We start from the raw sequence: 22,438 nt of genomic DNA on the forward strand, positions 1-22,438 counted from the left end.
ATTTTCCCTAGCCTCCAAAATAACGTTTCAGCAGCGGGTTGAGGAAGACGCCGGCAGGATCGATCCTGCGGCGCAGCGCCATGAAATCCTCCCAGCGCGGATAAAGGCCAGCCAGCTGGCTGGCGCCGAGGTTGTGCATTTTTCCCCAGTGCGGACGGCCGCCATGGTTGAGGAAAATGGCTTCGGCCGCGCGGAAATACGCATCATGCTCCATGCCCACATACTGGTGCACCGAAATCGATGCGGAATCGCGGCCATAAAATGGCGACAGCCAGATGTCGTCGCCCTTGACGTAGCGGTACTCGACGGGGAAATGTACCAGCACCTTGTTTTTTTCGATATAGGCGACCAGTTCGCGCAGCGCTTCCGGTCCGCGTTCGGCAGGCAGCTCGTATTCCATCTCATTGAAACGCACCAGGCGTTCGGTGGCAAAAGCGCGATGGCAATCGGCCACCATTACCGGCGCCTTGTCGCCGACCAGCTTGCCGATCAGCCGTGCAACCCCCGGCGCACGCGCCGGCTTGGCCCTGACCAGGCGCGACAACAGGCCGAAGACGCCGTTTTCAAGCGCCATTTCCATCGCGCTGGTCAAACCCTGGTTGGACACATGCGCGTCGGTCTGATTCATCAGCTTGGCCACGGTCTTGCGGGTGTGCGGAAACCAGTAAAATTCGAAATGACGATTGTTTTGCGCCAGCGCAGGTGTGTTGTCAAGACAGGCATCCAGGTCCATGGTTTGCTTGACCAACTCGAGCCGGTAGGCAGGCACGACGTCGATCTTGATTTTCGCCATGATGCCCAGGCTGCCCATCGCCACCCGCGCCGCGGCGAACAGCTCAGGTTCCTGCGCCGGCGAACATTCCACCGCTTCGCCGTCCGGCATCACCAGCGTCATTGCCCGCACTTGCGTCGAGATGGATCCGAGCCCGATCCCGGTGCCATGGGTTCCGGTGCCGACCGCGCCGGCCAAGGACTGCTTGTTGATGTCGCCCAGATTCAGCATGGCGTAGCCGCTTGCACTCAGCTGCTCGCCCAGGGTTTTAAGATCGGTGCCGGCCCAGACCTCGGCCACTCCCGCTTCGATCGAAGTAACGCCGCTCATGTTGCGTAGCGAAAGCAGGGTGCCGCCGGTCTCTACCAGCGGCACGAAGGAATGGCCGCTGCCCACCACGCGCAAGGACTGGCCCGAGGCGACGGTAGTGCGCGCTACCGCTTTCAATTCTTCCATCGAAGCCGGGGCGGAATACTGTGCCGGTGAAAACTGCACCGAGCCGGACCAGTTGCGCCAGTCTGTCCGCCGTTCTTGAGGCACCAAAATTGCTTGATCCAAACCACGCTCCTGTATAGAGATTGCAGCTGAACTACTTTCGGCTGGATGCCTGTCGCCGCACTTATGGAAACGGCAACGGATATCGATTTATTGCTTATTTATTGTTTCTTCGGCATCGCAAAACCGCTCGCCGCGCATATGTCAATTTCGCTTCCGGCCAGTCTCATGCGGGCTTTTTTTTGATGTAACATATTCGAAATAATTATATGTACTCAGTACTGGTGATGACAGGACCGCTACAGCAAATATGGGAACATATCCGGCCAAAATGAACGGTCCGAAAACGTCATCCTCAGAATTTCCGTGCAATTGAGACGAGGAGTCGGCGCATGCGCTACAGCAAAGGCAATGGCGTAACGAGTGAGGACAAGGCATCCATAACTCCAAACATCGCCCTGGCCCTGACACAGGTCCTTTCCGAAAACGGCATAGCGCCGGCCCGCATGCTGGCCCGTTTCGGACTGGCCGTGAGCGATCTGGAAGATCCCTCCTTCCGGCTGTCGCACCGCCAGACCAGCGGCATGATCGCCCACGCCATCAGTCTTTTGCCGGCATTGCCGCTCGGCCTGCTGGTCGGCGGCAAGCAGACCGTCAGTTCCCTGGGCATGGTTGGCTTTGCGATGATGACTTCCGCCACATTCGGCGAGGCCATTGCGCATTGCCTGAAGTACCACAAGGAAGGCGGCACCATGGTCGACATCGACTTCACCGCGACAGAGCAGGAATGCACAGCCGTCTTCCGTAACCCGGGCGATAACGCGATCACCGCTTTCCTGGTGGAAGAAGTCACCGCCCATCTCATGAACATAGGGCAAGCCATGCTGGGTACGCGCACACTGTTGCTGCGCATGGAATTCCAGTATCCGGCGCCGCCCTATGCCGCGCACTACCGGCAGCTGTTCAATTGCCCCATGCAATTCTCGGCGCCGCGCAATTGCATCGTGGTCGATGCCTCCCTGTTCGAAGTCCCACTGGTCACCCACAACCCGCTGGCGCAGCGCCAGGCGCTTGAACACTTGCAGCGCATGGCAATGCGCGACCCCGACACGCCGGACCTGATCGAATCGGTCGAAAGCGCGTTCCGCCGCAACTGGGCCTCGCCACCCAACATGGCGGAAATCGCCGGCACCCTCAACCTGACGGAACGGACATTACGCCGCCACCTCGACCAGTGCGGCATGTCGTTCCAGCAGATACGCGCACAGATGCAGGAACGCCGCGCCCGCAACCTGCTCGAGACCCGGCAATTGACCCAGAGTGAAATTGCGGAACAGCTCGGCTTCACCGATGTCAGAAGTTTCCGCCGCGCCTTCAAGGCATGGACCGGCGAAACCCCGGGCGACTACCGGAGTAATCACAGCGCTTCAAACTACCAGTAAAGTCCAGGCAGCTTGCGGGTTCGGCATTCTCGGCGGCCGCAGCGGCTGCCGACATCACCTTTAAGATCGTAGGAAAGTTCCGGTGCGTACTCAAACACTGGAGCGGCGCGGCACCGATGGAAATCCGGGGGTAAGATAGGCGCTTCTTTCCCGGAGGATTACCGCATGCCGCATTCCTTGCCTCGCCTGCTCAGCGGTTTATTGCTGAGCGCCACATTATCCGCGGCTGTCGCACAGACGCCGCCCGCCGCACCCGCTTATGGCCCGGAGCTGCAGGGTTTCGACTATCCCTACGAACTAAAGCATTACGCCTTCGAATCGCAAGGCAAGCAGTTGCAGATGGGGTATATGGATGTCGCCGCAACCGGCGCCGCCAACGGCCGCACCGTGGTTCTGATGCACGGCAAGAATTTTTGCGGCGCTACCTGGGAACAGACCATCAAGGCACTGAGCACAGCAGGCTACCGGGTGGTGGCGCCGGACCAGATCGGTTTCTGCACTTCCAGCAAACCCGAGCATTACCAGTATTCTTTCCAGCAGCTCGCCATCAATACCCACGCCTTGCTGGAACAGCTGGGCATCCGCAAGGCGACCATCGTCGGCCATTCCACCGGCGGTATGCTGGCCACCCGCTACGCCCTGCTGTATCCGGAGCAGACGGCGCAGCTGGTGATGGTCAATCCGATCGGCCTGGAAGACTGGAAGGCGCTGGGCGTGCCTTACCGCACGGTCGACCAGTGGTACCAGCGCGAATTGAAGCTGAACGCCGACGGCCTGCGCAAGTACGAACAGAGCACCTATTATGTCGGCCGCTGGAAACCGGAATACGAACGCTGGGTGACCATGCTGGCGGGACTCAACCAGGGTCCGGGCCATGCGCTGGTGGCGTGGAACTCGGCGCTGATCTACGACATGATCTTTACCCAGCCGGTGGTCTATGAATTCAAGGATCTCAGCATGCCCACCCTGCTGCTGATCGGCGACGCCGACACCACCGCCATCGGCAGCGATGCCGCGCCGGCGGCGGTAAAGGCAAAAATAGGCCACTACAACGTACTGGGCAAGCAAGCCGCCAAGCAGATCCCGCAAGCCACGCTGGTAGAATTCGCCGGCCTCGGCCATGCGCCGCAGATGGAACAGCCGGCCGAATTCCACAAAGCCCTGCTGGCCTGGCTCGCGACGCACTGAGCCGCTTTGCGGATTCGCTTTACGGATTATCCTGCAGTGGCTTTTCAACATTGATGCGCGCCAGGTAGGCCGCCGGCACCTGGTCAAGCACGACGCTGTAGTTGGGCTCGGAAATGCCATCCGGAACTGCCAGGCCCTGATCGACATAAGTAATGGCGGCATCGTCCAGCTGTGCGATCTGCCTGCCGTCGCGATAAATCATCAACGGCTTGCCGGAAGACTGGCCTGAATTGCGCCATTGCAGCGTGACGCTGTGCGCCTCGCCGTCGGCCTTGGCTGTCAGTTGCCGCACGCTCGGCTCGCCCAGCAACGGCACGCCGTCGATACGGTAACTGGCAGCATCCGGCTTGACGCCAAGATGCGCCAGCACGGTCGGCACGATATCGGCCTGCGTGGCATTGCCGTACAAACCATCGAAAGCCATGTCCGCCGGGTCCTTGAACGGTAAACTGAGCTGTGCATTGGCTTCCTTGTTGATGGCGATGAAGGTGGTTTTTTCGCTCAGGGTCTGGCCGCCATGGCCGAAGCCGCCCGGCAGACTGCGGCCATGGTCCGTCGTTACCATGATGAGCCAGTCTTCATCGGGATGCGTCTGCCGGCGCAGTTCAAGCGCCGTCAGCACTTGCCCGATCCTGGAATCGGCGCTTTGGATCGCAGCCTGGTAGGCGGGCGTAAAGCCGACAGAGTGACCGACGTTATCGACGTCGTCAAAATGCGCAAACACAAAATCGACATCGCCGAAACGCAGCAGGCCGCTGACCTTGTCGGCCACGCATTGATCGTCTTCGCTGCATTTCTCGGCATGGCTGATGTACCGCAAGTCGATATCGCGGGCAAAATTATTGTTGATGGTGTTCCAGCTGACGATACTGGCGGTGCGGCGCCGCGCATCGGCATCCTTGATCAGTTTGAATACGCTGTCGGCCTGGCTGCGCAGCTTGTCGTCGTTATTGGCGACCTTGTGCCGGTTTGCCCAAACCCCGGTCAGGATGGTAGTCCAGCTCGCGCCGCTGGAAGTGGCTTGTTCCGTGACGCTGCCGGCAATGCCTCCGCTGTAGGTCTTGGCGAGGTAAAACTTGGCGAGGTTCGGCGCCTGTCCGGCGGCAACGGCTTCCTGCAGTTTTTCATATTGCATACCGTCCACGCCGATCACCAGCGCTTTGCGTTTGCTGTAGTCGACCACGGGTGGCGGCGGTTCAACGTCGGTTTCCTCGCCGCCGCAACCACTCAGCAATGCTGCCCCCAATATGGCCGAGACCAGGGCTTTCCCACGGCTGTTTACTGTAAGCATGCTTCCTCCAATATGAAAATGCCTCGATATCATCAAGATATTTTCATTGTTAAAAAGTCCACATTGTTGTGCTCGAATATTTCACCGGCATGACTTGCGCATGACGTAATGATGACAAAATTATGCAACCACTATCCGCTCAACGACGCTCAAGCAATCCCTTCGTTAGCGATAGGCGGGCCCAAGGTTTGGACCGGATACAGCGGGCACCGGCGGTGCGCCTTCGAGGACGCCCGGTGGAGGATCTATTAGTGTTCAAGCATGCTGGTGAAAACCACCGTTTTGCTATCGGGTGTTTTGGCTGTCACGCTATACGGCGCAAAGCGCTGGCCGTTGAAAACTTGCGGCTTGCCGGAAAAATTTGCTGTCAGCCTGGTGCCGTCTGCAAAGCGGGTTTCCTGCAGCTGCCGATCGGCAGAGAGCCAGCGGAATCCGGTCAAGGCCTGGTAGGCCAGTCTTTCATGCAAGGGACGGAAGAATTCATCCTGGCGCCGCATGTACGGCAAACGCGCAGCCAGGGTGCCTGCGCTCAGATGAAACAGCGGCGGCACGTTATAGAGCAGCTGCGTCAGCTCGTTTTCGCGCCCGACATTGCTCAGCTTGAGGTTATCGAAACTCCAGTGATGGGTGGTGATGACTGAGTCGTGAAAGACCGCCTGGTACAAAGGCAGGCGTGCCGCAGGATCGAAATAGATGCTGCGGTACCGCGCTTTCAAGGGAACTGCCTTGAACATATTGCTGGGTTCCTCAGGCGGAAAATAATTGCCCAGGTAGTAGGCAGACTTCTTGTCTTTGTACATCTCCCTGTCGCCCCAGGCCATCACCGGCGTCTGCATGCCATGGGCAAAGAAGATGCCTTGCGCGGTCACGCCGTTACCGTCTTCGGAACCGCTGGGCATCTGCCGGCTTTCCGAAATCCAGCGTGTACTGGCGGCGTTGGCCAGAGCGTTCCTTGCCATGGTCATCGGCGCCGTCTGGCGGTAGTCATCGAACAGCATGCCGGCTGCGGTCACGTCCAGAAACCAGCTGTTGAAGCCGGCTTTCGCCTGCACAGCCTTGACCCGCGCTTCCAGCAAAGGCCGCATGCAGACGGGATTGGTATAGCGGCCCGATTGATTAAAGCCGGATTTCAGCGTTCCGTCCTTGCGCACGATAGCGCACTCGCGAAAGGCTTTTTCTCCCAGGTGGGCGGTGGCCCAGTCCGGGTTGTCGCCGCGCGCCAGCGCCGTTTCATAGGAATCGTAGGGCGCCAGCAGATAGCCGGCCTTGATGCCGACGGCAATCGCCTCCGGATGCCAGAGGCCGCCTTCCCAGCCTTCGCCCAGGCCGATCCAGTAGCGCGTCAGCCCGGCTTTGCGTAGCTGCGCCATGGTGGCGATGGAAACACCTCCGCCCCAGTTTGCTGCATCCGCTTCCAGGGCAGCGGCGAAGACGCCGGCCACTTCCAGCCGCAGCTCGCCATAGCGATTGGCCAGGCGTTCGACATCCGGCGCATCGGTTTGCCATGCTGCACGGGCAACGCCGTTGAGCGCGGCGTTGAAAGCCCGCACCAGGACCAGCTTCTGATAGGCGCCCAGGGTTGATGCCGCTTGGCGCAATGCCTTGTCGCTTTCACTGTCGAACTGTTTGCGCAGACTGCGTGCGAGCTCGCTGTCGCCTTGTAAAACCGCCAGGAACTTGTCCCAGTCCCGGATATCCTTGGCGGCGATCAAGCCACTGCCCCACAGGTAGGCATGGGACGCGCCGACCAGGCGCGCGGCGCCCGGGCTTTTTGCGATTTTGCCTGCCAGCGATTCGAATTTCCCGGTCGCCATCAGCCACGCACGATACCGTTTGGCGCCGGCCAGCAGGTCAGCGTCGCCCAGGTGCAGCGTCAGCGTCATTGGCGTCGCCGGCGCCAGGGAAGTGAATTCATGGCTGAGCTTGAGTTCCAGCCCGCTTCCGGCGGCGCTGAAATCGAGCCGGTTATTGTAGGGATTGGTAAGCAGCCAGTGTAGCGAAAAATCACCGTGATCCAGCCCCCACAGCGGCAGGCCGAGATCTTGCGTGGTATCGACCTTGCTCATTTCCCGCACCAGGAAATCGCGCCAGACTTTGCTGTCGCGCGCAATATAATGGCCTTCCGCCAGCGGCAAGATCAAGCCGCGGCCAATCGCTGCGGCAGGCTGCCTGAGCAGCGTCAGTTCGCCGGCAGCACGTGCGCGGATGGTCAGTTTCAGGTCGCGCTCGTCCAGCTCCGCCGCGATCCGGTAAGCGCCGTCATCCCATTCCCAGCTGGCCGAATCGGCCGTGCTGATCAAGTGGGAAACCCGATGCTGCTCAACACCGCTAGAGAGTGGCACGCTCGGACCTTTGGCCGGTGTGGCGCGGAGTTCCAGCGTGGCGGGATCCAGCGCCACCTGCCAGCGCGCATTCTGCAGCAGGGTGAAGTTCGCGGCCTGCACTGCACAAGCGGCGAGCGCCAACGCAGCACCGAATAACAGGCGCTGACATATCGAGGTATTTTTCATCACGGTCAAATCAGGTTAAGCGAAGGAATTCAGTATTCCCGCATTACAAGATTTGATTGTCAGAGGAATGTCAGCATATGCCGCGCCAGCGGCCGATTCAATTGTCCACCTCCAGCAAGGGGCCGCCAAGCCGATGTATCTGCCGTATGGTGAGGCCACCGCGCGCTTCGGCGCGATTGACGGAAACATCGGTCCACAGAGAGGCGGCATCGTTTCTTGCCGGCCAATGCAGCTGCTCTGGCTTTTCGGCGCGATGCCACCAGACCATGGAATAATCGGGGCGATGCAGCAGCATTTGCTCCACCCAGGGCTGGGGGCAGGCAATCGTATGCTGCGGCAGCCGCACCTTGATCTGGCCGCTTTCGCGGCCTATCCAATTCAGCGCGGCGCTGCCTTGCAGGGCAATCGGCTGGCTCCAGGTTTCGCCGCCGGAACGGAAAGTCAGCTGATAAACGCCGGGGCGAAGCGGCTCCCCCATTTCCCGGCTTTCCAGGTTGAACTCGTTGCCTGCTTCATAGCTTGCCAGCGCCTCTGACAACAGTTTTTCGCCATTTGGCATCTGCAGCGACACGCGCAAATCGCGGCGGCTGGTTTTACCGTTCAAAGAAATACGGTAAATGCGGTTGAGCGGTATGTCGCGCTGGATCAGCTCCAGCTTCGGACTGTCCAGCCAGGCCGGCACCGCCAGCGGGATATCGTTGCCGCATTGGCGCGAGACCAGTGCGTTCAGCGCCGTCTGCCAGGCCGTGCGCTGAGCATCGCTGCCCAGTCTTGGCCAGACTGCGATCAGCTGCTGCCAGGTGGCGGCGGCATTGCCGCTGAACAGCGCATGGTAGGCCGGCTCCAGCAGCGTATCCGGCAATTCGGCACGCGCGACGCCGCTGCCGCAGCACCATAGCAGCAGACCGTGCGCCAGCAGGCGGCCAGTGATCCTCACTGCGGCAGCCCCAGCCGATAGCCGACACCACGCACGGTTTCGATCGGCACGCCCGGCAGTTTCTGGCGCAACTGCAGGATATGGGTGTCGACCGTGCGGGTAGAGGGAAAATGTTGATAGCCCCAGACCTGATTCAGTAATTCATCGCGGGTGAAGACCCGGCCAGCCATGCGCAGCAGGATCGCCAGCAACGCGAATTCCGTGCTGGTGAGAGTGACTTCCTGTTGCTGCCACAGCACCGCATGGCGCGCCGGAAACAGTTGCAAGGCGCCGGATTCCATCTGGCCTTCGCCCAGCGGCCGCAGCTGGGCCCGGATGCGCGCCAGCAGTTCTACATGGGAAAACGGTTTGCTGAGGTAGTCGCGGGCGCCGGCTTCCAGACCCGCCACCCGATCGCTGACCGCCACCCGCGCAGTCAGGACAATCACCGGCAACGCTTTCTGCGCCAGCCATTGCGGCAGGAAACGCAGGCTGTCGCCGTCGGCCAGTTGACGGTCCAGGATCACCAGGTCGGCCTGGCGCCAGCTGGCGGCTACGGCGCTGGCGGCGCTTTGCCAGATGCAGGCAAAACCTTCCTGCTGCAGAAACTGCTGCAAGCCGGCGCCCAGTTCCAGATCGTCTTCAATCAGTAAAATCGATGCGTTAGGTTTGTCACTCACACGGCAGCTCCAAGGTAAATGTGGTCGGGGGTCCGCTCAAGCGGATTTTTCCTTTCAGCCGCTTCATCACCCGGCGCACGATGACCAGGCCCAGTCCCATGCCGGGGCCGGACAGATCGGTGCGCCGCATGTGCGCCAGGCGATACGCCGCCAGGGCGCCGCCGTCGCTCACCGTCAGCCGCAGCCAGCCTCTGCGCCAACGGACGCTGAGACGCACCGGCGCGACGCCGTAACGATAGGCATTGTTCAGCACATTGTCTAGGCACAGGTCGATCCAGTACAACGGCAACGCAAGCTGACGGTCCTGGCGCAGGCAAAACTGCAAGCCTTGATGGCGTTCAGCAACGGCGTGCAGCCATTCGCTCAGCTGTACCGTGGTGACTTGCTCCAGCAGCTCGTGTTCACCGTCGGCATTCAGATAATGGCGGCTGGCGTCGGCCAGCTGGCGCATGCGCTGCACGCCGTCGGCAAGGCGGCCGAAACCGGTTTGCGCACGCTCGGGCAGGGCGTCGAAATCATGGCGGAATGCTTCCACGATATTGCCCAGGTTGGCGATCGGCGTACGCAATTCGTGGGTCAGCATCTGCAGGATGAATTGCTCGCGCTTGCGTCGCCGGCGGCGCTGCCACCACATGTTGCCAGGCGCGATCACGATCAGCAAGGCGGCCGCCGCCAAGATCCAGGTCCACCACTTGTCGACCGCGGAAATGCTGTTGGCGCAGATATTCCCCAGCGCCAGATCGCAACGCTCGCCCGCCGGCTGCAACTGCAGGTCGGCCTGGCGCGCCAGCGGTTGCCAGATTTTCGCATCGTAGCGGCGCCACACCTGATCATGTTCCCACCACAGCACATTGCGCTGCAGCAGCCAGCGCTGGCCACCGACCATCGCATCCAGGTTATCGTCAGACAGGCGGCCGAGGCCGGCAAAGGCGTCGAGGCGCTCGCGCACGTGCAGGTAGGGTTGCAAGGCAGCTGACGCATCCGGATGGCGCGTCAGGTAATGCCAGGCGTAGCTGCCGCCCAGCGGATGGATAGGCGCGTGGCTGGCGAACCAGGCCGGCGGCAGGATCGTGCGGTCGCACAGCGCTTGTTCGAATTCGCGGGTGGCCGCCGACGCGCCTTCCAGCGTGCCGCTGCATTGCCGGCGAAAGCGGTAGATCTGGGACAAGACTGGCAGCGGCAGGCGGCCAAAGGCGGGATACATCGAAGCCGGCTGGATCAGCGCCACATTCAGTTGCTGCAGCTCCATGAATGCCAGCTGGCCACTGGCGTCGGTGCGCTCCAGTAACGTGGAAAAATGCTCCAGTGCTTCCTCGGGGGTAGCAAGAACGGGTAGAGACAACAGCGCCGCCAGCAGAAAAACAGCATATTGCCGGCAGCGCCAGATGAAGCTCACGAAACGTTTACATTCCACTACTCAAGTTTCCTTCATCAGCGATAGCTTGCATCAGCTATCGTTCTGTTTCGCCTTTCCCATCTGCCACAACAGGAAACTGTAGATGTCGGCCGACAGCGCGTAGCGCTGCGTGGCCGTGCTGCCGATGCCGTGGCCGGCCTGCATGTCGAGCCGCAGCAGGATCGGCTTGCCGCTGCTGGTGGCTGCCTGCAGCCGGGCCGCGGTCTTGGCGCTGTGCCAGACATCGACGCGCGGATCGTTCATTCCATGCACCAGCATGACAGCAGGATAAGCAGTGTTGTCCTTGATGTTATGGTAGGTGCTCATCTCCAGCAAGGCCGGGAATTCCTGCGGATTCTTGGCACTGCCGAATTCTGAAATATTGGTGATGCCGTTGGCGCTGTCTTCGGCGCGCACGGTGTCCATGATACCAACATTGAAAATAGCGGCCGCAAACAGCTCAGGTGCGGTGGTCACGGTGCGGCCGACAAAGATGCCGCCGGCGCTGGTGCCCATCACGCCCAGTGTCTTGGGCGTGGCGTAGCCTTCGGCGATCAGGTACTTGGCGCAGGCTACGCCATCCTTCCAGGTGTTCGGCTTGGTGGCTTTGAAGCCGGCCCGGTACCAGTCGTCTCCATAGACGCCGCTGCCGCGCACATTGGCATACGCCAGCACGCCGCCGCGTTCGATCCAGGCCATGCTGGCCGGCGAGAAGTAGGCGGTTTGCGAAAAGCCGTAGGCGGCATAGCCGTCCAGCAGAGTCGGATTGTTGCCGTCGCGCTTCAGCCCTTTCTTGTACAGCAGGGTCATCGGCACCATGGTGCCGTCGTAGCTGGGCACCTTGACGTCGACTACTTCTACTTGCGGCAGGCTAGGCATGGGCGGATTGACGCGCAAGCCTGGATCGCTGGAAACCTTGCCCTTCAACAGCAAGGTGCGCGGCAGTTCGGTCCAGCCGTTCAGGGTATACAGCACATCGCTGTAGGCATGGGCCGGATCGTTCTGCAGGCTGGCGGCGCCCTTGAATGGCGCCGGAATGCTCTGGCCCTTGACGTCGCCGGCGGCATAGCGGCGCAGCACGATCGAGGTGCCTTCGCGGATTTCCGCGATCAGAGCGTCGCGCGTCAGCGAAAATTTTTCCAGCACGGCATCGGCCGGTGCGGCGGCGACTTCGCGCGCCAGTTTCAGCTCGGGGTGGCGCAGGTCCAGCTTGAGCACGCGGTTGCGCGGCGCGCCGGCGTGCGTCAGCAGGTAAAGATCGTTGCCCTTCAAGTCGACGTCGGTGATCTTGTCGTCGAAGCTGGAGATTTTCTTCCAGCTTACCGCCGGCTTGCTGAGGTCGGCGACATCGGCGACGAACAGGTAGCCCTCAGGCAGGGTGGTGTCGGTGGTGCGCGCTATCATCCAGCGGCTGCCCGGATTGAACATGATGGCGCCGACGTCGAGCCGGGCCAGGCCAAGATCGGTGGTGACGGTCGGACCGAACACCGGCTTGGCTTGCGCTGCCGCATCGCCGACTTTCAGCCACATCACCTTGCTGTCGAGATAGGTCTCGGAATCGGCGTCGCCCGCCTTCAGCGGCTTGAGCTGGTTGTAGGTCAGCGACTTGCTGTCCGGCAGCCAGCCGATCAAGGCTTCGTGCACGCGTGGAATCGGCTCGCCCACCGTCTTCCCTGTTTCCACATCGAGAATGTACAGCGACGCGTCTTCCGAGCCGCCGGCGGAGACGCCGTAGGCCACATGCTTGCCGTCCCAGGCCGGCACGAAGTAATTGATCGCATGCGGCACGCCGGTGCGCTTGGCTTCCTGCTCAGGGTCGACCAGCACCCGCTCCGCACCCTGCAGGCCGTCGCGCGTCATCAGCTTGAACTGCTTTTCGCCGCGGCCGCGCTTCAGATAGTAGATGTGATCGCCGGCCATGCGCGTAATGCCGCGGATATCGTCGCCGGTGGCCGCCGAAATCTCGGCGATGCGCTGCTCCAGCAGGCTGCGCAGGCCGATGCGGTCGAGTTCCTTGCGGGCGCTGTCGCCCTGCTCTTTCAGCCAGGACTGGACCTTGGAATCTTTGACGTTTTCAAAATAGCGGTACGGATCCTTTACCGTGACGCCGTGCAAGACGTCGCTGACGTCCTGCACCGGCGCGGCAGTGACGGCATGCGCGGCGACTGGCGCAGCCAGGACCGCGACGGCGAGCAGCAAGGGGAGTTTGAATGGCCGCTTAAGCAATGTATGCAATGACATGAAAATTCCTGCGTGAGTTAGTGAAAATTAGTCAAATGAAGCTTCTTCTTGTAAAAAACGCCTATTTCTTGCCGGACGGGGTGATGCCCCATTGCGACAACATCCACGCCATCTCGAAGGATCTCTCCTTGATGGCGTCATAACGTCCCGAGGCGCCGCCGTGGCCGGCGCCCATGTTCACTTTCAGCAGCAGGGTGTTGTGATCGGTCTTCAGCGCGCGCAGCTTGGCGGTGTACTTGGCCGGTTCCCAGTACATCACCTGGCTATCGTTGAGGCCGGTGGTGACCAGCATCGCCGGATAATCCTTGCGCGCGATATTGTCGTAGGGCGAGTAGCTGCGCATGTAGTCGTAGGCGGTTTTCTCGTTGGGATTGCCCCACTCCAGGTACTCGCCGGTAGTCAGCGGCAGGCTGGCGTCCATCATGGTGTTCATGACGTCGACGAAAGGCACTGCCGCATGCACCGCATGGAACAGGTCCGGACGCATGTTGGTGACCGCGCCCATCAGCAGGCCGCCGGCGCTGCCACCCTCGATGATCAGGCGCTGCGGGCTGGTCCAGCCTTGCTGGACCAGGTATTCGGCGCTGTCGACGAAATCGTTGAAGGTATTCTTCTTGTTCATCAGCATGCCGTCGTCATGCCAATGCTCGCCCATGTCGTTGCCGCCGCGGATATGCGCTTCGGCAAACACCACGCCGCGATCCAGCAGGCTCACGCGGCTGTTGGAAAAGGTCGCCTCGGCCGGGATGCCGTAGGAACCGTAGGCATACAGCAGCAAGGGCGCCGAGCCGTCCAGCTTGACGTCTTTCCTGGCGACGGTCCAGAGCGGTACCTTGACGCCATCGCGCGCGGTGGCCCACAGCCTCTTGGTTTCATACAACGCCGGATTGTAGCCGGGCACTTCCTGCTGCTTCAGCAGCTGCCGCTTGCCGCTCGCCATGTCGACGTCAAACACGGTCGGCGGCGTCACCGGCGACTGGTACATCAGGCGGTACTGGCTGGAGGTGAATTCCGGCGTGCCGCCCGCATGGGAGGTATACACCGCCTCATCGAACTGCACGGTTTTCCAGCTGCGGCTGGCGAAGTCATAGATGCGTGAACGTTCCTGGGCATCGGATTTCTCGCTGACCACCAGGAAATCGCGGAACAGTTCTATACCTTCCAGCAAGACATTGGGATCGTGCGCGATCAGCTCTTTCCAATGCGCCTGGTCGGGCGTCGCCAGCGGCGCCGTCACCAGGCGGAAATTCTTGGCGTCCTTGTTGGTCAGGATGAACAACTCGCCGTCGCGGTGATCGACATGGTAGCGATGGCCGCTTTCACGTCCCAGCACCGAGCGGAAACTGCCTTGCGGCTGGTCTGCCGCCAGCAGGCTGACTTCGGTGGTGTCGGTGCTTTGCGCCTCGAGTTCGATGAACTTGCGGTCGCTGGTATTGCCGACGCCGATATTGAACTGCTCGTTGGTTTCGCGATAGACCTCGGCCGGCTTGCTGCCCAGCTTGAGGCGCAGCAGCAGGTCGGAGCGCTTGGTGGTGGCGTCTTCCTGCACCATGAACAGGGTCTGGTTGTCGGCTGCCCAGGCCACGCTGGTGACGCGTTCGACGCTATCGGCCAGCAGCTTGCCGCTGCTCAGGTCCTTGACGTGCAGCTGGTACTGGCGGTAGCCGGTGGTATCGGTCGAGTAGGCCAGGTAGCGATGGTCGAGACTGATGGCGAAGCTCTCGACCTGGAAAAACTTCTTGCCTTTGGCCAGCTGGTTTTCATCCAGCAGCACTTCTTCCGGCGCCTCGGCATCGTAGGAAAAATCAGCATCTGTCTTGGCCAGGCGGCGGCAAATGATCGGATACTGCTGGCCGGCCTCGGTGCGGCTGTAGTAGTAGAACTTGCCGCGCCGGGTCGGCACCGAGAGGTCAGTCTCCTTCATGCGGCCCTTCATTTCGCCGTACAGGGTCTTCTCCAGCGGCGCCAGGTCCTTGGTCATGGCCTGGGTATAGGCATTCTCGGCCTTCAGGTAGGCGATCACCTTGGGATTGGTCTTTTCACGCAGCCAGTGGTAGTCGTCGGTGACGATTTCGCCATGGCGGCTTTCCTGCCAGGCTTGCTTGGCGGCGACCGGCGGTGTCGGAGAGGATGCGGCGAGAGTGGAAGCGGTGGTCATCAGAGTCAATATAAAAGCGCCCAGGGTAGGGGCGCGTTGCCGAAGAAAGAACATAGTGTACAGATCCTTGTGTGGACAGACGGCGCGTCCAGGTAGGCGCGCATTCCGAATATCATATGCAACTCTGTTGCATATTGCTAAGTTACCTGCAATCGCCCGAAAAAACAATATCCACAGCAACATATCGCGGCAAGCGCGGCCTGGCGGCAGGCGATTCGACCGTGCCGGCCGGGGCAGGTAAAATAGTTTTCCATCAATTTACGCCGCCCAGCCAGATGACTATTTCGCCGCCAGACCTGGAGCTTGTCCGCTCACTCGAAGAACGCGCCCTGAATGCCTGGCCGGCGCTCAAAACGGCCCTCAGCGGCGGCTGGCAGCTGCGCCTGGCTGAGGGTTACACCAAGCGCGCCAACTCTGCCAATCCTTTGCGCCCAAGCGTGGCGTTCGCGGAAACCCTGGCCGTCGTCGAAAATTTCTATACGCGCCACCAGCTGGCGCCGATCTTCCGCATCACGCCGCTGGCGCCGGCGGACGCCGGACAGCTGCTTGCACAGGCCGGTTATCAGATGATCGATCCGACCCAGGTCATGACTGCACCGCTAGCGGCAGGAGACTGGCCGGCGCATGACGTGCTGATAGAGGCGACTGCGAGCGCGGACTGGAGTGAGGGATTTGCGCAGGCGAACGACTTGTCGGCGCTTGCCCGGCCGGCCCACGAGCGCATTCTCGCCGCGATCACAATGCCGACCGCGTTCGCCACATTAACGGTCGCAGGCCAGGCAGTCGCCTACGGTCTGGCAGTGGCGGAAAACGGCATGGTCGGCCTGTTCGACATCGTGGTGGCGCCGGCGGCACGCCGCGGCGGCGCTGCCACCAGACTGCTGACGGCGTTGCTGCACTGGGGCCAGGCGCAAGGCGCAAGCAGCGCCTATCTGCAGGTGCATGAGAGTAACCATGCCGCGGTCTCGCTCTATCGCAAGCTCGGGTTTACGACGCAATATCAATATCATTACTGGGTCCGGCCTTAAACCATGACGTCTCCATCTTCCCTTGCCGCTGCCATCCTGGCCGAACGCCGCCGCAGCGGCCAGCCTGGCGAGCGCTTGCCGCCGAACTTGCGGCCGCAGGATGCCGATACCGCGCTGACAATACAGGCAGGCGTGACGCGGCAGCTGGGCGAAGCCGTCGCCGCCTGGAAATGCGGTTTGCCATCGGAGGGACGGCCGGTGCTGGCGCCTATCTACACCGCCAGCGTCCAGCGCGGCAGCTCCTGCCTGGCATGGGCGCGCGAGGGCCAGGTGCGGGTCGAACCGGAACTGGCCTTTGTCCTCGCGCGCGACCTGCCGCCGCGCGCCACTCCCTACCAGCCAGCCGAGGTCGACGCCGCCATCGCCGGCACGCACCTGGCGCTGGAACTGATAGACAGCCGCTACCGTGATCCGGCCCAGGCGGATTTTTTTGAAAACCTGGCGGACGGCTTGCTCAACCAGGGGCTGTATCTCGGCCCGCGGGCAGATATGGAACAGTCGCGCAATGCCGGCGAACTGGCGCTCAGCGTCCGCGCCGGCGCAGAAGATGTCAGGCTGCTGCAAGGCCGCCATCCTGCCGTCGATCCGCGCGCGCCGCTGTACTGGCTGGCCGAATTCTTGCGCAGCCGCGGCCAAGGCTTGCTGGCAGGCCAGGCCGTGATTACCGGCTCGTACGCTGGCAGTTTCGACCTGCCGATAGCGCAGGAAATCGCCATCCAGTACGGCGAATTAGGCCGGTTGCAGCTATCCTTCGCGGCGCGATGAGCGTTGCCGGCCGCTTCCGTCCACGCCTGAGCTTGCAAACCCTGGGCCGCGGCGACGGCTTGCTGGGCATGCGCCCTTCCGGCCCGTTCGGACCGCGCGGTCCGAATGTCACTGTGGCGCAAATCACCTGGACCTATGCCACCGACGACGGCTTCTACTGGGAAACCGCAGCGCCCACTACGCTGCTGAACCGTCGCCCGGCATCGTCGCAGACCGTTGAAAACGACAAGGGCCAGCGCCTGCTGGTGCGCGATCTCGGCGCCGAAGCCGATGCACTCGATCTGGTCTGGGACCTGGGCTTGTATCCGCTGCCAAGCGACACCCTGCAGTGGCGCAACGAGCAGGCCGAGCAAGCGGCCGCCACACAACTGGCTTCGCTGTGGACGCTGGTGCAGGAAGATTTCTTTGGCGATTTCTGGGCCGAGCAGCTGCCCGACCTGCAGGCTAAAGGCTGGTCCATCGTGGTGCTGCCCGGCTTTGCCCACGAGAGCGTGCCGGTCGACGCCTGGCATCTCACGATCAGCCCCGCCACCGGCGAAATCCTGAGCAAGGAGGTCGCCGCCCGCATGCGCGGCCGCGAACAAACCGTGACCGCCCTCGGCCTGCCGGCCGGCGAAGGTTCCTGGCTGCTGACCCTGGGCATCGAAATCGACGGCGAGATGATCGACCTGGCGCCGCTGCTGGCGCATCTGCTGCAACGCGACGGCCGCTGGCTGGACGCCGCCAAGATGGCCCTGATCGACGACCACGCCCTGATCACATTGCGCGCACCCGGCGGCAAACGGATAGATGCGCTGGCGGCGCCGCTCAAGGCGATCGTCGGCAGCATGCTGGAATTGCTGAGCGATCCGCTGCGCAAGGAAGGCCCGCTGCTGCTCTCATCCTGGGACGCCTACAGGCTGGAGGCCATGCGCCAGAGCCTGCTCGACACGCAGGCACAGCGCGCCGGCGTCCACGGCGGCTGGCAGCTGCAGGGCGATGCCGGCTTGCGCGTGCTGGCGCAGCGGCTGCGCGGCGCCGGCACGCCGCAGCCGGTGGCAGCGCCGGCGGGACTGGGCGTCACCCTGCGTCCCTATCAGCTGCACGGCGTCGCCTGGCTGCAATACCTGCGCGCGCAGAATCTGGCCGGCATCCTGGCCGACGACATGGGACTGGGAAAAACCGCGCAGGCGCTGGCCCATCTGCTGATTGAAAAACAGGCCGGCCGTCTCGACCTGCCGGCGCTGGCGGTACTGCCGACCTCGCTGATCTTCAACTGGCAGGCGGAAGCGCGGCGCATGGCACCCGATTTGCGCGTGCTGGCCCTGCAAGGCCCCGAGCGCCAGCGCGATTTTTCCCGCATGGCCGAATACGATCTGGTCCTCACCACCTATCCGCTGCTGTGGCGCGACCGCGCGGCGCTGGAAACGCAAGCCTTCCATCTGCTGATCCTGGACGAAGCGCAAACCGTCAAGAATGCTACCGCCCGCAGCGCAGGCGCCGTGCGCCGCCTGCGTGCGCGGCACCGCCTGTGCATCACCGGCACGCCGCTGGAAAACCACCTGGGCGAATTGTGGACCCAGTTCGATTTCCTGATGCCCGGCTTTCTCGGCGACATGCGCAGTTTCATGCGCCTGTGGCGCAAGCCGATCGAAATCGGCGGCCAGACCGCGCGCGCGCAATTGCTGGCGCAGCGAGTGCGGCCCTTCATCCTGCGCCGGCGCAAGGATGAAGTCGCGAGCGAACTGCCGCCGCTCAGCGAAACCGTCAAGCGCGTGCAATTGCAGGGACCGCAGCGCGATCTCTACGAAAGTGTGCGCGTGGCGGCCGACGAACAGATACGCGGCGTGCTCAAGCGCAAGGGCTTTGCCGGCGGCCAGATCACCATCCTTGATGCGCTGCTCAAGCTGCGGCAGGTGTGCTGCGATCCCTTCCTGTTGAAACACATGCAGCATGCGCCGGACATGGGGCGCGCCAAGCTGGAACTGCTGCGCGACATGTTGCCGGCGCTGGTGGCGGAAGGCCGCCGCATCCTGGTGTTTTCGCAATTCACTGAAATGCTGGACCTGATCGCCGTCGAACTCGATCAGCTGCAACTGCCCTGGCTGGCCCTGACCGGCAAGACGCCGCCGGCGCAGCGCGGCGCGCTGGTGGCGGAATTCCAGAGCAAGACCGTACCGCTGCTGCTGATCAGCCTGAAGGCCGGCGGCGTCGGCCTCAACCTGACGGCCGCCGATACCGTGATCCACATGGATCCCTGGTGGAATCCTGCAGTGCAGGAACAAGCCACAGCGCGAGCCCACCGCATCGGTCAGGAACAGACCGTGTTTGTGTACAAGATCGTGGTGGAAGGCAGCATCGAAGAACGCATCATCGATCTGCAGGCGCGCAAGAGCGCGCTGGCGGAAGGCGTTTTGGGCAGCGATACCGCACTGGCAACCAAATTCAGCAGCGAGGATCTGCAGCTGTTGCTGGCGCCGCTGCCCTGAACCCGACAGCCACCCCTTAATTTAATTAGGGTCAGAGTTAAATAAATTGCAATAATTCGACTCTGACCCCAATTAAATGCGGTGGATTGTTCGTTTGGCGCAAATGGTAAGATGACGACCCTACACGCTTTACGGCCCGTTGCCATGTCATTTTCCTCTCTGGGCCTGTCCCCTGTCATCCTGCACGCCGTTGCCGAGCGCGGGTATGCCACGCCAACTCCGGTTCAGGTCGCCGCCATTCCGGCAATATTGGGCGGCGCCGATGTCCTGGCGGCAGCGCAGACCGGTTCCGGCAAGACCGCCGCGTTTGCGCTGCCGCTGCTGCAATTCCTGCAGCACGGCGCCAGCACCCCGCGCAAGCTGCGCGTGCTGATCCTGGTGCCGACCCGGGAACTGGCGCAGCAAACCGCGGCTTCCATCCGCACGCTGGCGCAAGCCTGTCCGCAAGCGCTGAAGATCGCCGCCTTGTTCGGCGGCGTCTCGATCAATCCGCAGATGATGGACCTGCGCGGCGGCGCCGACCTGGTGGTGGCGACTCCGGGCCGCCTGCTCGACCTGATCGAGCATAACGCCTTGAAACTGTCGGATGTGGCGTCGCTGGTGCTGGACGAAGCCGACCGCCTGCTGGACATGGGCTTCAGCGACGAAATCAGCCGCATCCTGGCGCTGTTGCCGGCGCGGCGCCAAAGCCTGTTTTTCTCGGCCACCTTCCCGCCCGCGGTACATGCGCTGGCCGGCCGCATGCTGCACCAGCCGGTGCGCATTGCGGTGCCGGCGCTGGCGCAGAACCAGCCGGATATCGAACAGCGCGCAATCATGGTCGACGCCGGCCGCCGCACGCAGCTGCTGCGGCATCTGCTGAAAGAAAACCAATGGGGACGGGTGCTGGTGTTCGTCGCCACCAAATATTCGGCGGAGCATATCGCCGAAAAACTGCAGCGCGCCGGCATCAAGGCTGCCGCCTTCCACGGCGAGTTCAGCCAGGGTGCGCGCGATGAGGTGCTGGCCGATTTCAAGGCCAGCAAGCTGCAGGTGCTGGTCGCCACCGACGTCGCCGCGCGCGGCATCGACATCGCGCAGCTGCCGGTGGTGCTGAACTACGACCTGCCGCGCTCGGCGGTGGACTACACCCACCGCATCGGCCGCACCGGCCGCGCCGGCAAGAGCGGCATCGCCATCAGTTTCGTCAGCGCCGATACCGAGGCGCACTTTCACCTGATCGAAAAACGCCATCATTTAGAATGCGAGCGCGAACAGATTGCCGGTTTTGAACCGGTCGATGTGGCGACGGTACCGCCAGCGCCGGCCGATGCCGCCAACGGTGGCATCAAAGGCAAGCGCAAGAGCAAGAAAGACAAGCTGCGGGAAGCGGCTGCGCGCGGTGAAAACGAATAATTCGCGCTTATAGGAAAACCGCGGGGGATACCCCAAAGCGCGCGGCCAGTGCACGCGCCTGGCGCGCATTGATTTCGCGCTTGCCGCCGAGGATATCGCTGACCACGGACTGGCCGCCGATTTCAGCGGCCAGGTCAGTCTGCTTCAAGCCATGCTGCTCCATGATGAAACGCAGCACCTCATGAGGCTTGGCGCCGGGCATGACGTAGCGCGTACTTTCATAGTCGCTGACCAGCTGACTGACCAGATCAAGAAATTCCATGAGCTCGTGCTCTTCGTCATCCCCCACCACATCCAGCAAGCCATTCATGAAACCGACCATCTGATCATATTGTGCGTCGTCGCGGATGATGCCGATTCTTACCGGCAGCGCATCCTGGAATGTTTTCCAGACAGGCGCAATGGCCGAGGCATCGAGGGTGACTGCATTCATAATCTCTTTCTCCTGAAATTCTTGTTCCAGCGATCATATTCGGCATGGGTAAGCACTTCCCTGATATACAACTTTTGCCGGTTGTAATGAATCGCACTGATCACGCGGAAATTATTGCCGCCGATGTCGAATATCGTAAACGGACAAACGTAGTCCGCCGCATTGAACGCCTGCCTGATTTCCGTAAAATTCGCAAAACCGGATGTGCTCACCAATCTGTACCACGCCAGCAAGGATGGCCTGGCCGACGGGTGCTTCAAGCAAAAAACTTCAATCGACTTCCTGGAGATGATATGCATGAAGTGTTTGAATTATAGCATATTGCTATAATTTGCAATATTGATTGATCAAAATGCTCTTGTAGGACGACGCAAGGCGAAGCCCAGCCATATCCTGCACCTTTTACACAATCGAAATATCATTTATGCAATATTTTGAGTACAATCTTAGCCCCGTCCAACGAACTCAATTGAGTTTCACATAGCGATAAATTACACTCACGCCTGCGTGACACAATCACGGCCTTACCCGTCTGCCGGCGCCAACCTGCCGCAGGCACCCGTAATACCGACCTTAACCCTAAAGAACAACGGAAAACCATAGCCCGCCCTACCCGGACGCGCCAATGCTATCCGTACGGAGCCAAAAGCATGAGTACCTTCATTTTCAATGAATTGAATTTCGACAACCACGAACAAGTGGTCTTCGTTTCCGAAGAAAAATCCGGCCTCAGAGGCATCATCGCAGTCCACAACACCAACCTCGGCCCGGCCATGGGCGGTTGCCGCATGTGGGACTACGCCAGCGAAGCAGTGGCCGTCAACGACGTCCTGCGCCTGTCGCGCGGCATGACATACAAGAACGCGGTTGCCGGCCTGCCTATCGGCGGCGGCAAGAGCGTCATCATCGGCAATCCCAAGACTGCCAAGACACCAGCATTGTTCGAAGCCATGGGCGAAGCCCTGGAACGCCTGGGCGGCCGCTACGTCACGGCGGAAGACGTCGGCACCAGCCCGGCCGACATGGCGCATATCGCCACCAAGACAAAATATGTTGCAGGCCTGGGCGCCAGCGGCGATCCGTCGCCGTTCACCGCGCTGGGCTGCTTCGTCGGCGCGCAGGCGGCCGTCAAGCACTACTTGGGCCGCGATTCGCTGCAGGGCCTGACCGTTGCCGTGCAAGGCCTGGGCAACGTCGGCTACGACTATGCGCGCCGTTTGCATGAAGCCGGCGCCAAGCTGATCGTCACCGACATCGACC

17 protein-coding genes are annotated in these 22,438 nt (G+C 61.7%); 7 read left to right on the forward strand and 10 right to left on the reverse strand.

The window, feature by feature from the left end; all coding sequences use genetic code 11:
* Positions 1 to 7 precede the first annotated feature (7 nt).
* Positions 8 to 1,330: a D-arabinono-1,4-lactone oxidase gene (locus tag VNZ65_RS25150; protein WP_325674014.1), complete on the reverse strand. Its 1,323-nt coding sequence runs from the start codon at positions 1,328 to 1,330 to the stop codon at positions 8 to 10.
* A gap of 329 nt (positions 1,331 to 1,659) precedes the next feature.
* Between VNZ65_RS25150 and VNZ65_RS25155 the strand changes: the two genes are divergently transcribed.
* Positions 1,660 to 2,709, forward strand: a complete 1,050-nt coding sequence (locus VNZ65_RS25155) for an AraC family transcriptional regulator (protein WP_325674016.1) — start codon at positions 1,660 to 1,662, stop codon at positions 2,707 to 2,709.
* Positions 2,710 to 2,874: 165 nt separating this feature from the next.
* Positions 2,875 to 3,897, forward strand: coding sequence for an alpha/beta hydrolase (locus VNZ65_RS25160; RefSeq protein ID WP_325674018.1), 1,023 nt, complete (start codon positions 2,875 to 2,877; stop codon positions 3,895 to 3,897).
* Positions 3,898 to 3,916: 19 nt separating this feature from the next.
* On the opposite strand, the gene VNZ65_RS25165 is transcribed toward VNZ65_RS25160, so the two are convergent.
* The 7 genes from VNZ65_RS25165 to VNZ65_RS25195 form a co-directional block, all read right to left on the reverse strand.
* On the reverse strand, positions 3,917 to 5,188 hold the full coding sequence (locus tag VNZ65_RS25165) for an alkaline phosphatase family protein (protein ID WP_325674020.1): 1,272 nt from the start codon (positions 5,186 to 5,188) through the stop codon (positions 3,917 to 3,919).
* A gap of 248 nt (positions 5,189 to 5,436) precedes the next feature.
* Complete coding sequence (locus tag VNZ65_RS25170; protein WP_325674045.1) at positions 5,437 to 7,698, reverse strand: glycoside hydrolase; 2,262 nt, start codon at positions 7,696 to 7,698, stop codon at positions 5,437 to 5,439.
* A gap of 97 nt (positions 7,699 to 7,795) precedes the next feature.
* Positions 7,796 to 8,635, reverse strand: a complete 840-nt coding sequence (locus VNZ65_RS25175) for a DUF2861 family protein (protein WP_325674021.1) — start codon at positions 8,633 to 8,635, stop codon at positions 7,796 to 7,798.
* On the reverse strand, positions 8,632 to 9,294 hold the full coding sequence (locus tag VNZ65_RS25180) for a response regulator transcription factor (RefSeq protein ID WP_325674023.1): 663 nt from the start codon (positions 9,292 to 9,294) through the stop codon (positions 8,632 to 8,634). The genes VNZ65_RS25175 and VNZ65_RS25180 overlap by 4 nt, the downstream gene beginning before the upstream one ends.
* The gene (locus VNZ65_RS25185; RefSeq protein ID WP_325674025.1) at positions 9,287 to 10,708 is read right to left on the reverse strand and encodes a DUF3404 domain-containing protein; all 1,422 of its coding nucleotides are present in this window, start codon (positions 10,706 to 10,708) and stop codon (positions 9,287 to 9,289) included. Before VNZ65_RS25185 ends, VNZ65_RS25180 begins: the two co-directional genes overlap by 8 nt.
* Positions 10,709 to 10,741: 33 nt before the next feature.
* The gene (locus VNZ65_RS25190) at positions 10,742 to 12,931 is read right to left on the reverse strand and encodes a prolyl oligopeptidase family serine peptidase (protein ID WP_325674027.1); all 2,190 of its coding nucleotides are present in this window, start codon (positions 12,929 to 12,931) and stop codon (positions 10,742 to 10,744) included.
* A 61-nt stretch (positions 12,932 to 12,992) separates the two neighbouring features.
* Positions 12,993 to 15,089, reverse strand: coding sequence for a S9 family peptidase (locus VNZ65_RS25195; RefSeq protein WP_325674029.1), 2,097 nt, complete (start codon positions 15,087 to 15,089; stop codon positions 12,993 to 12,995).
* Positions 15,090 to 15,364: 275 nt separating this feature from the next.
* Between VNZ65_RS25195 and VNZ65_RS25200 the strand changes: the two genes are divergently transcribed.
* From VNZ65_RS25200 to VNZ65_RS25215, 4 genes are all read left to right on the forward strand, one after another.
* The gene (locus VNZ65_RS25200; RefSeq protein ID WP_325674031.1) at positions 15,365 to 16,117 is read left to right on the forward strand and encodes a GNAT family N-acetyltransferase; all 753 of its coding nucleotides are present in this window, start codon (positions 15,365 to 15,367) and stop codon (positions 16,115 to 16,117) included.
* Positions 16,118 to 16,120: 3 nt separating this feature from the next.
* A complete protein-coding gene (locus VNZ65_RS25205; protein ID WP_325674033.1) occupies positions 16,121 to 16,882 on the forward strand; it encodes a 2-keto-4-pentenoate hydratase in 762 nt (253 codons plus the stop codon).
* Positions 16,879 to 19,350 (forward strand): DEAD/DEAH box helicase, encoded by a 2,472-nt coding sequence (locus VNZ65_RS25210; protein WP_325674035.1) that lies wholly within the window; start codon positions 16,879 to 16,881, stop codon positions 19,348 to 19,350. The genes VNZ65_RS25205 and VNZ65_RS25210 overlap by 4 nt, the downstream gene beginning before the upstream one ends.
* 144 nt (positions 19,351 to 19,494) lie before the next feature.
* Complete coding sequence (locus VNZ65_RS25215; RefSeq protein ID WP_325674037.1) at positions 19,495 to 20,745, forward strand: DEAD/DEAH box helicase; 1,251 nt, start codon at positions 19,495 to 19,497, stop codon at positions 20,743 to 20,745.
* A 7-nt stretch (positions 20,746 to 20,752) separates the two neighbouring features.
* On the opposite strand, the gene VNZ65_RS25220 is transcribed toward VNZ65_RS25215, so the two are convergent.
* Entirely contained in the window at positions 20,753 to 21,178 is a 426-nt protein-coding gene (locus tag VNZ65_RS25220; RefSeq protein ID WP_325674039.1) for a helix-turn-helix domain-containing protein, read from the reverse strand.
* The gene (locus VNZ65_RS25410) at positions 21,175 to 21,477 is read right to left on the reverse strand and encodes a type II toxin-antitoxin system HigB family toxin (protein ID WP_414649217.1); all 303 of its coding nucleotides are present in this window, start codon (positions 21,475 to 21,477) and stop codon (positions 21,175 to 21,177) included. The genes VNZ65_RS25220 and VNZ65_RS25410 overlap by 4 nt, the downstream gene beginning before the upstream one ends.
* Positions 21,478 to 21,828: 351 nt before the next feature.
* Between VNZ65_RS25410 and VNZ65_RS25230 the strand changes: the two genes are divergently transcribed.
* On the forward strand, positions 21,829 to 22,438 hold a 610-nt coding region (locus tag VNZ65_RS25230), incomplete at its 3' end, for a Glu/Leu/Phe/Val dehydrogenase dimerization domain-containing protein (RefSeq protein WP_325674043.1).

Source organism: Collimonas sp. (genome assembly GCF_035566555.1).
Lineage (GTDB): Bacteria > Pseudomonadota > Gammaproteobacteria > Burkholderiales > Burkholderiaceae_D > Collimonas.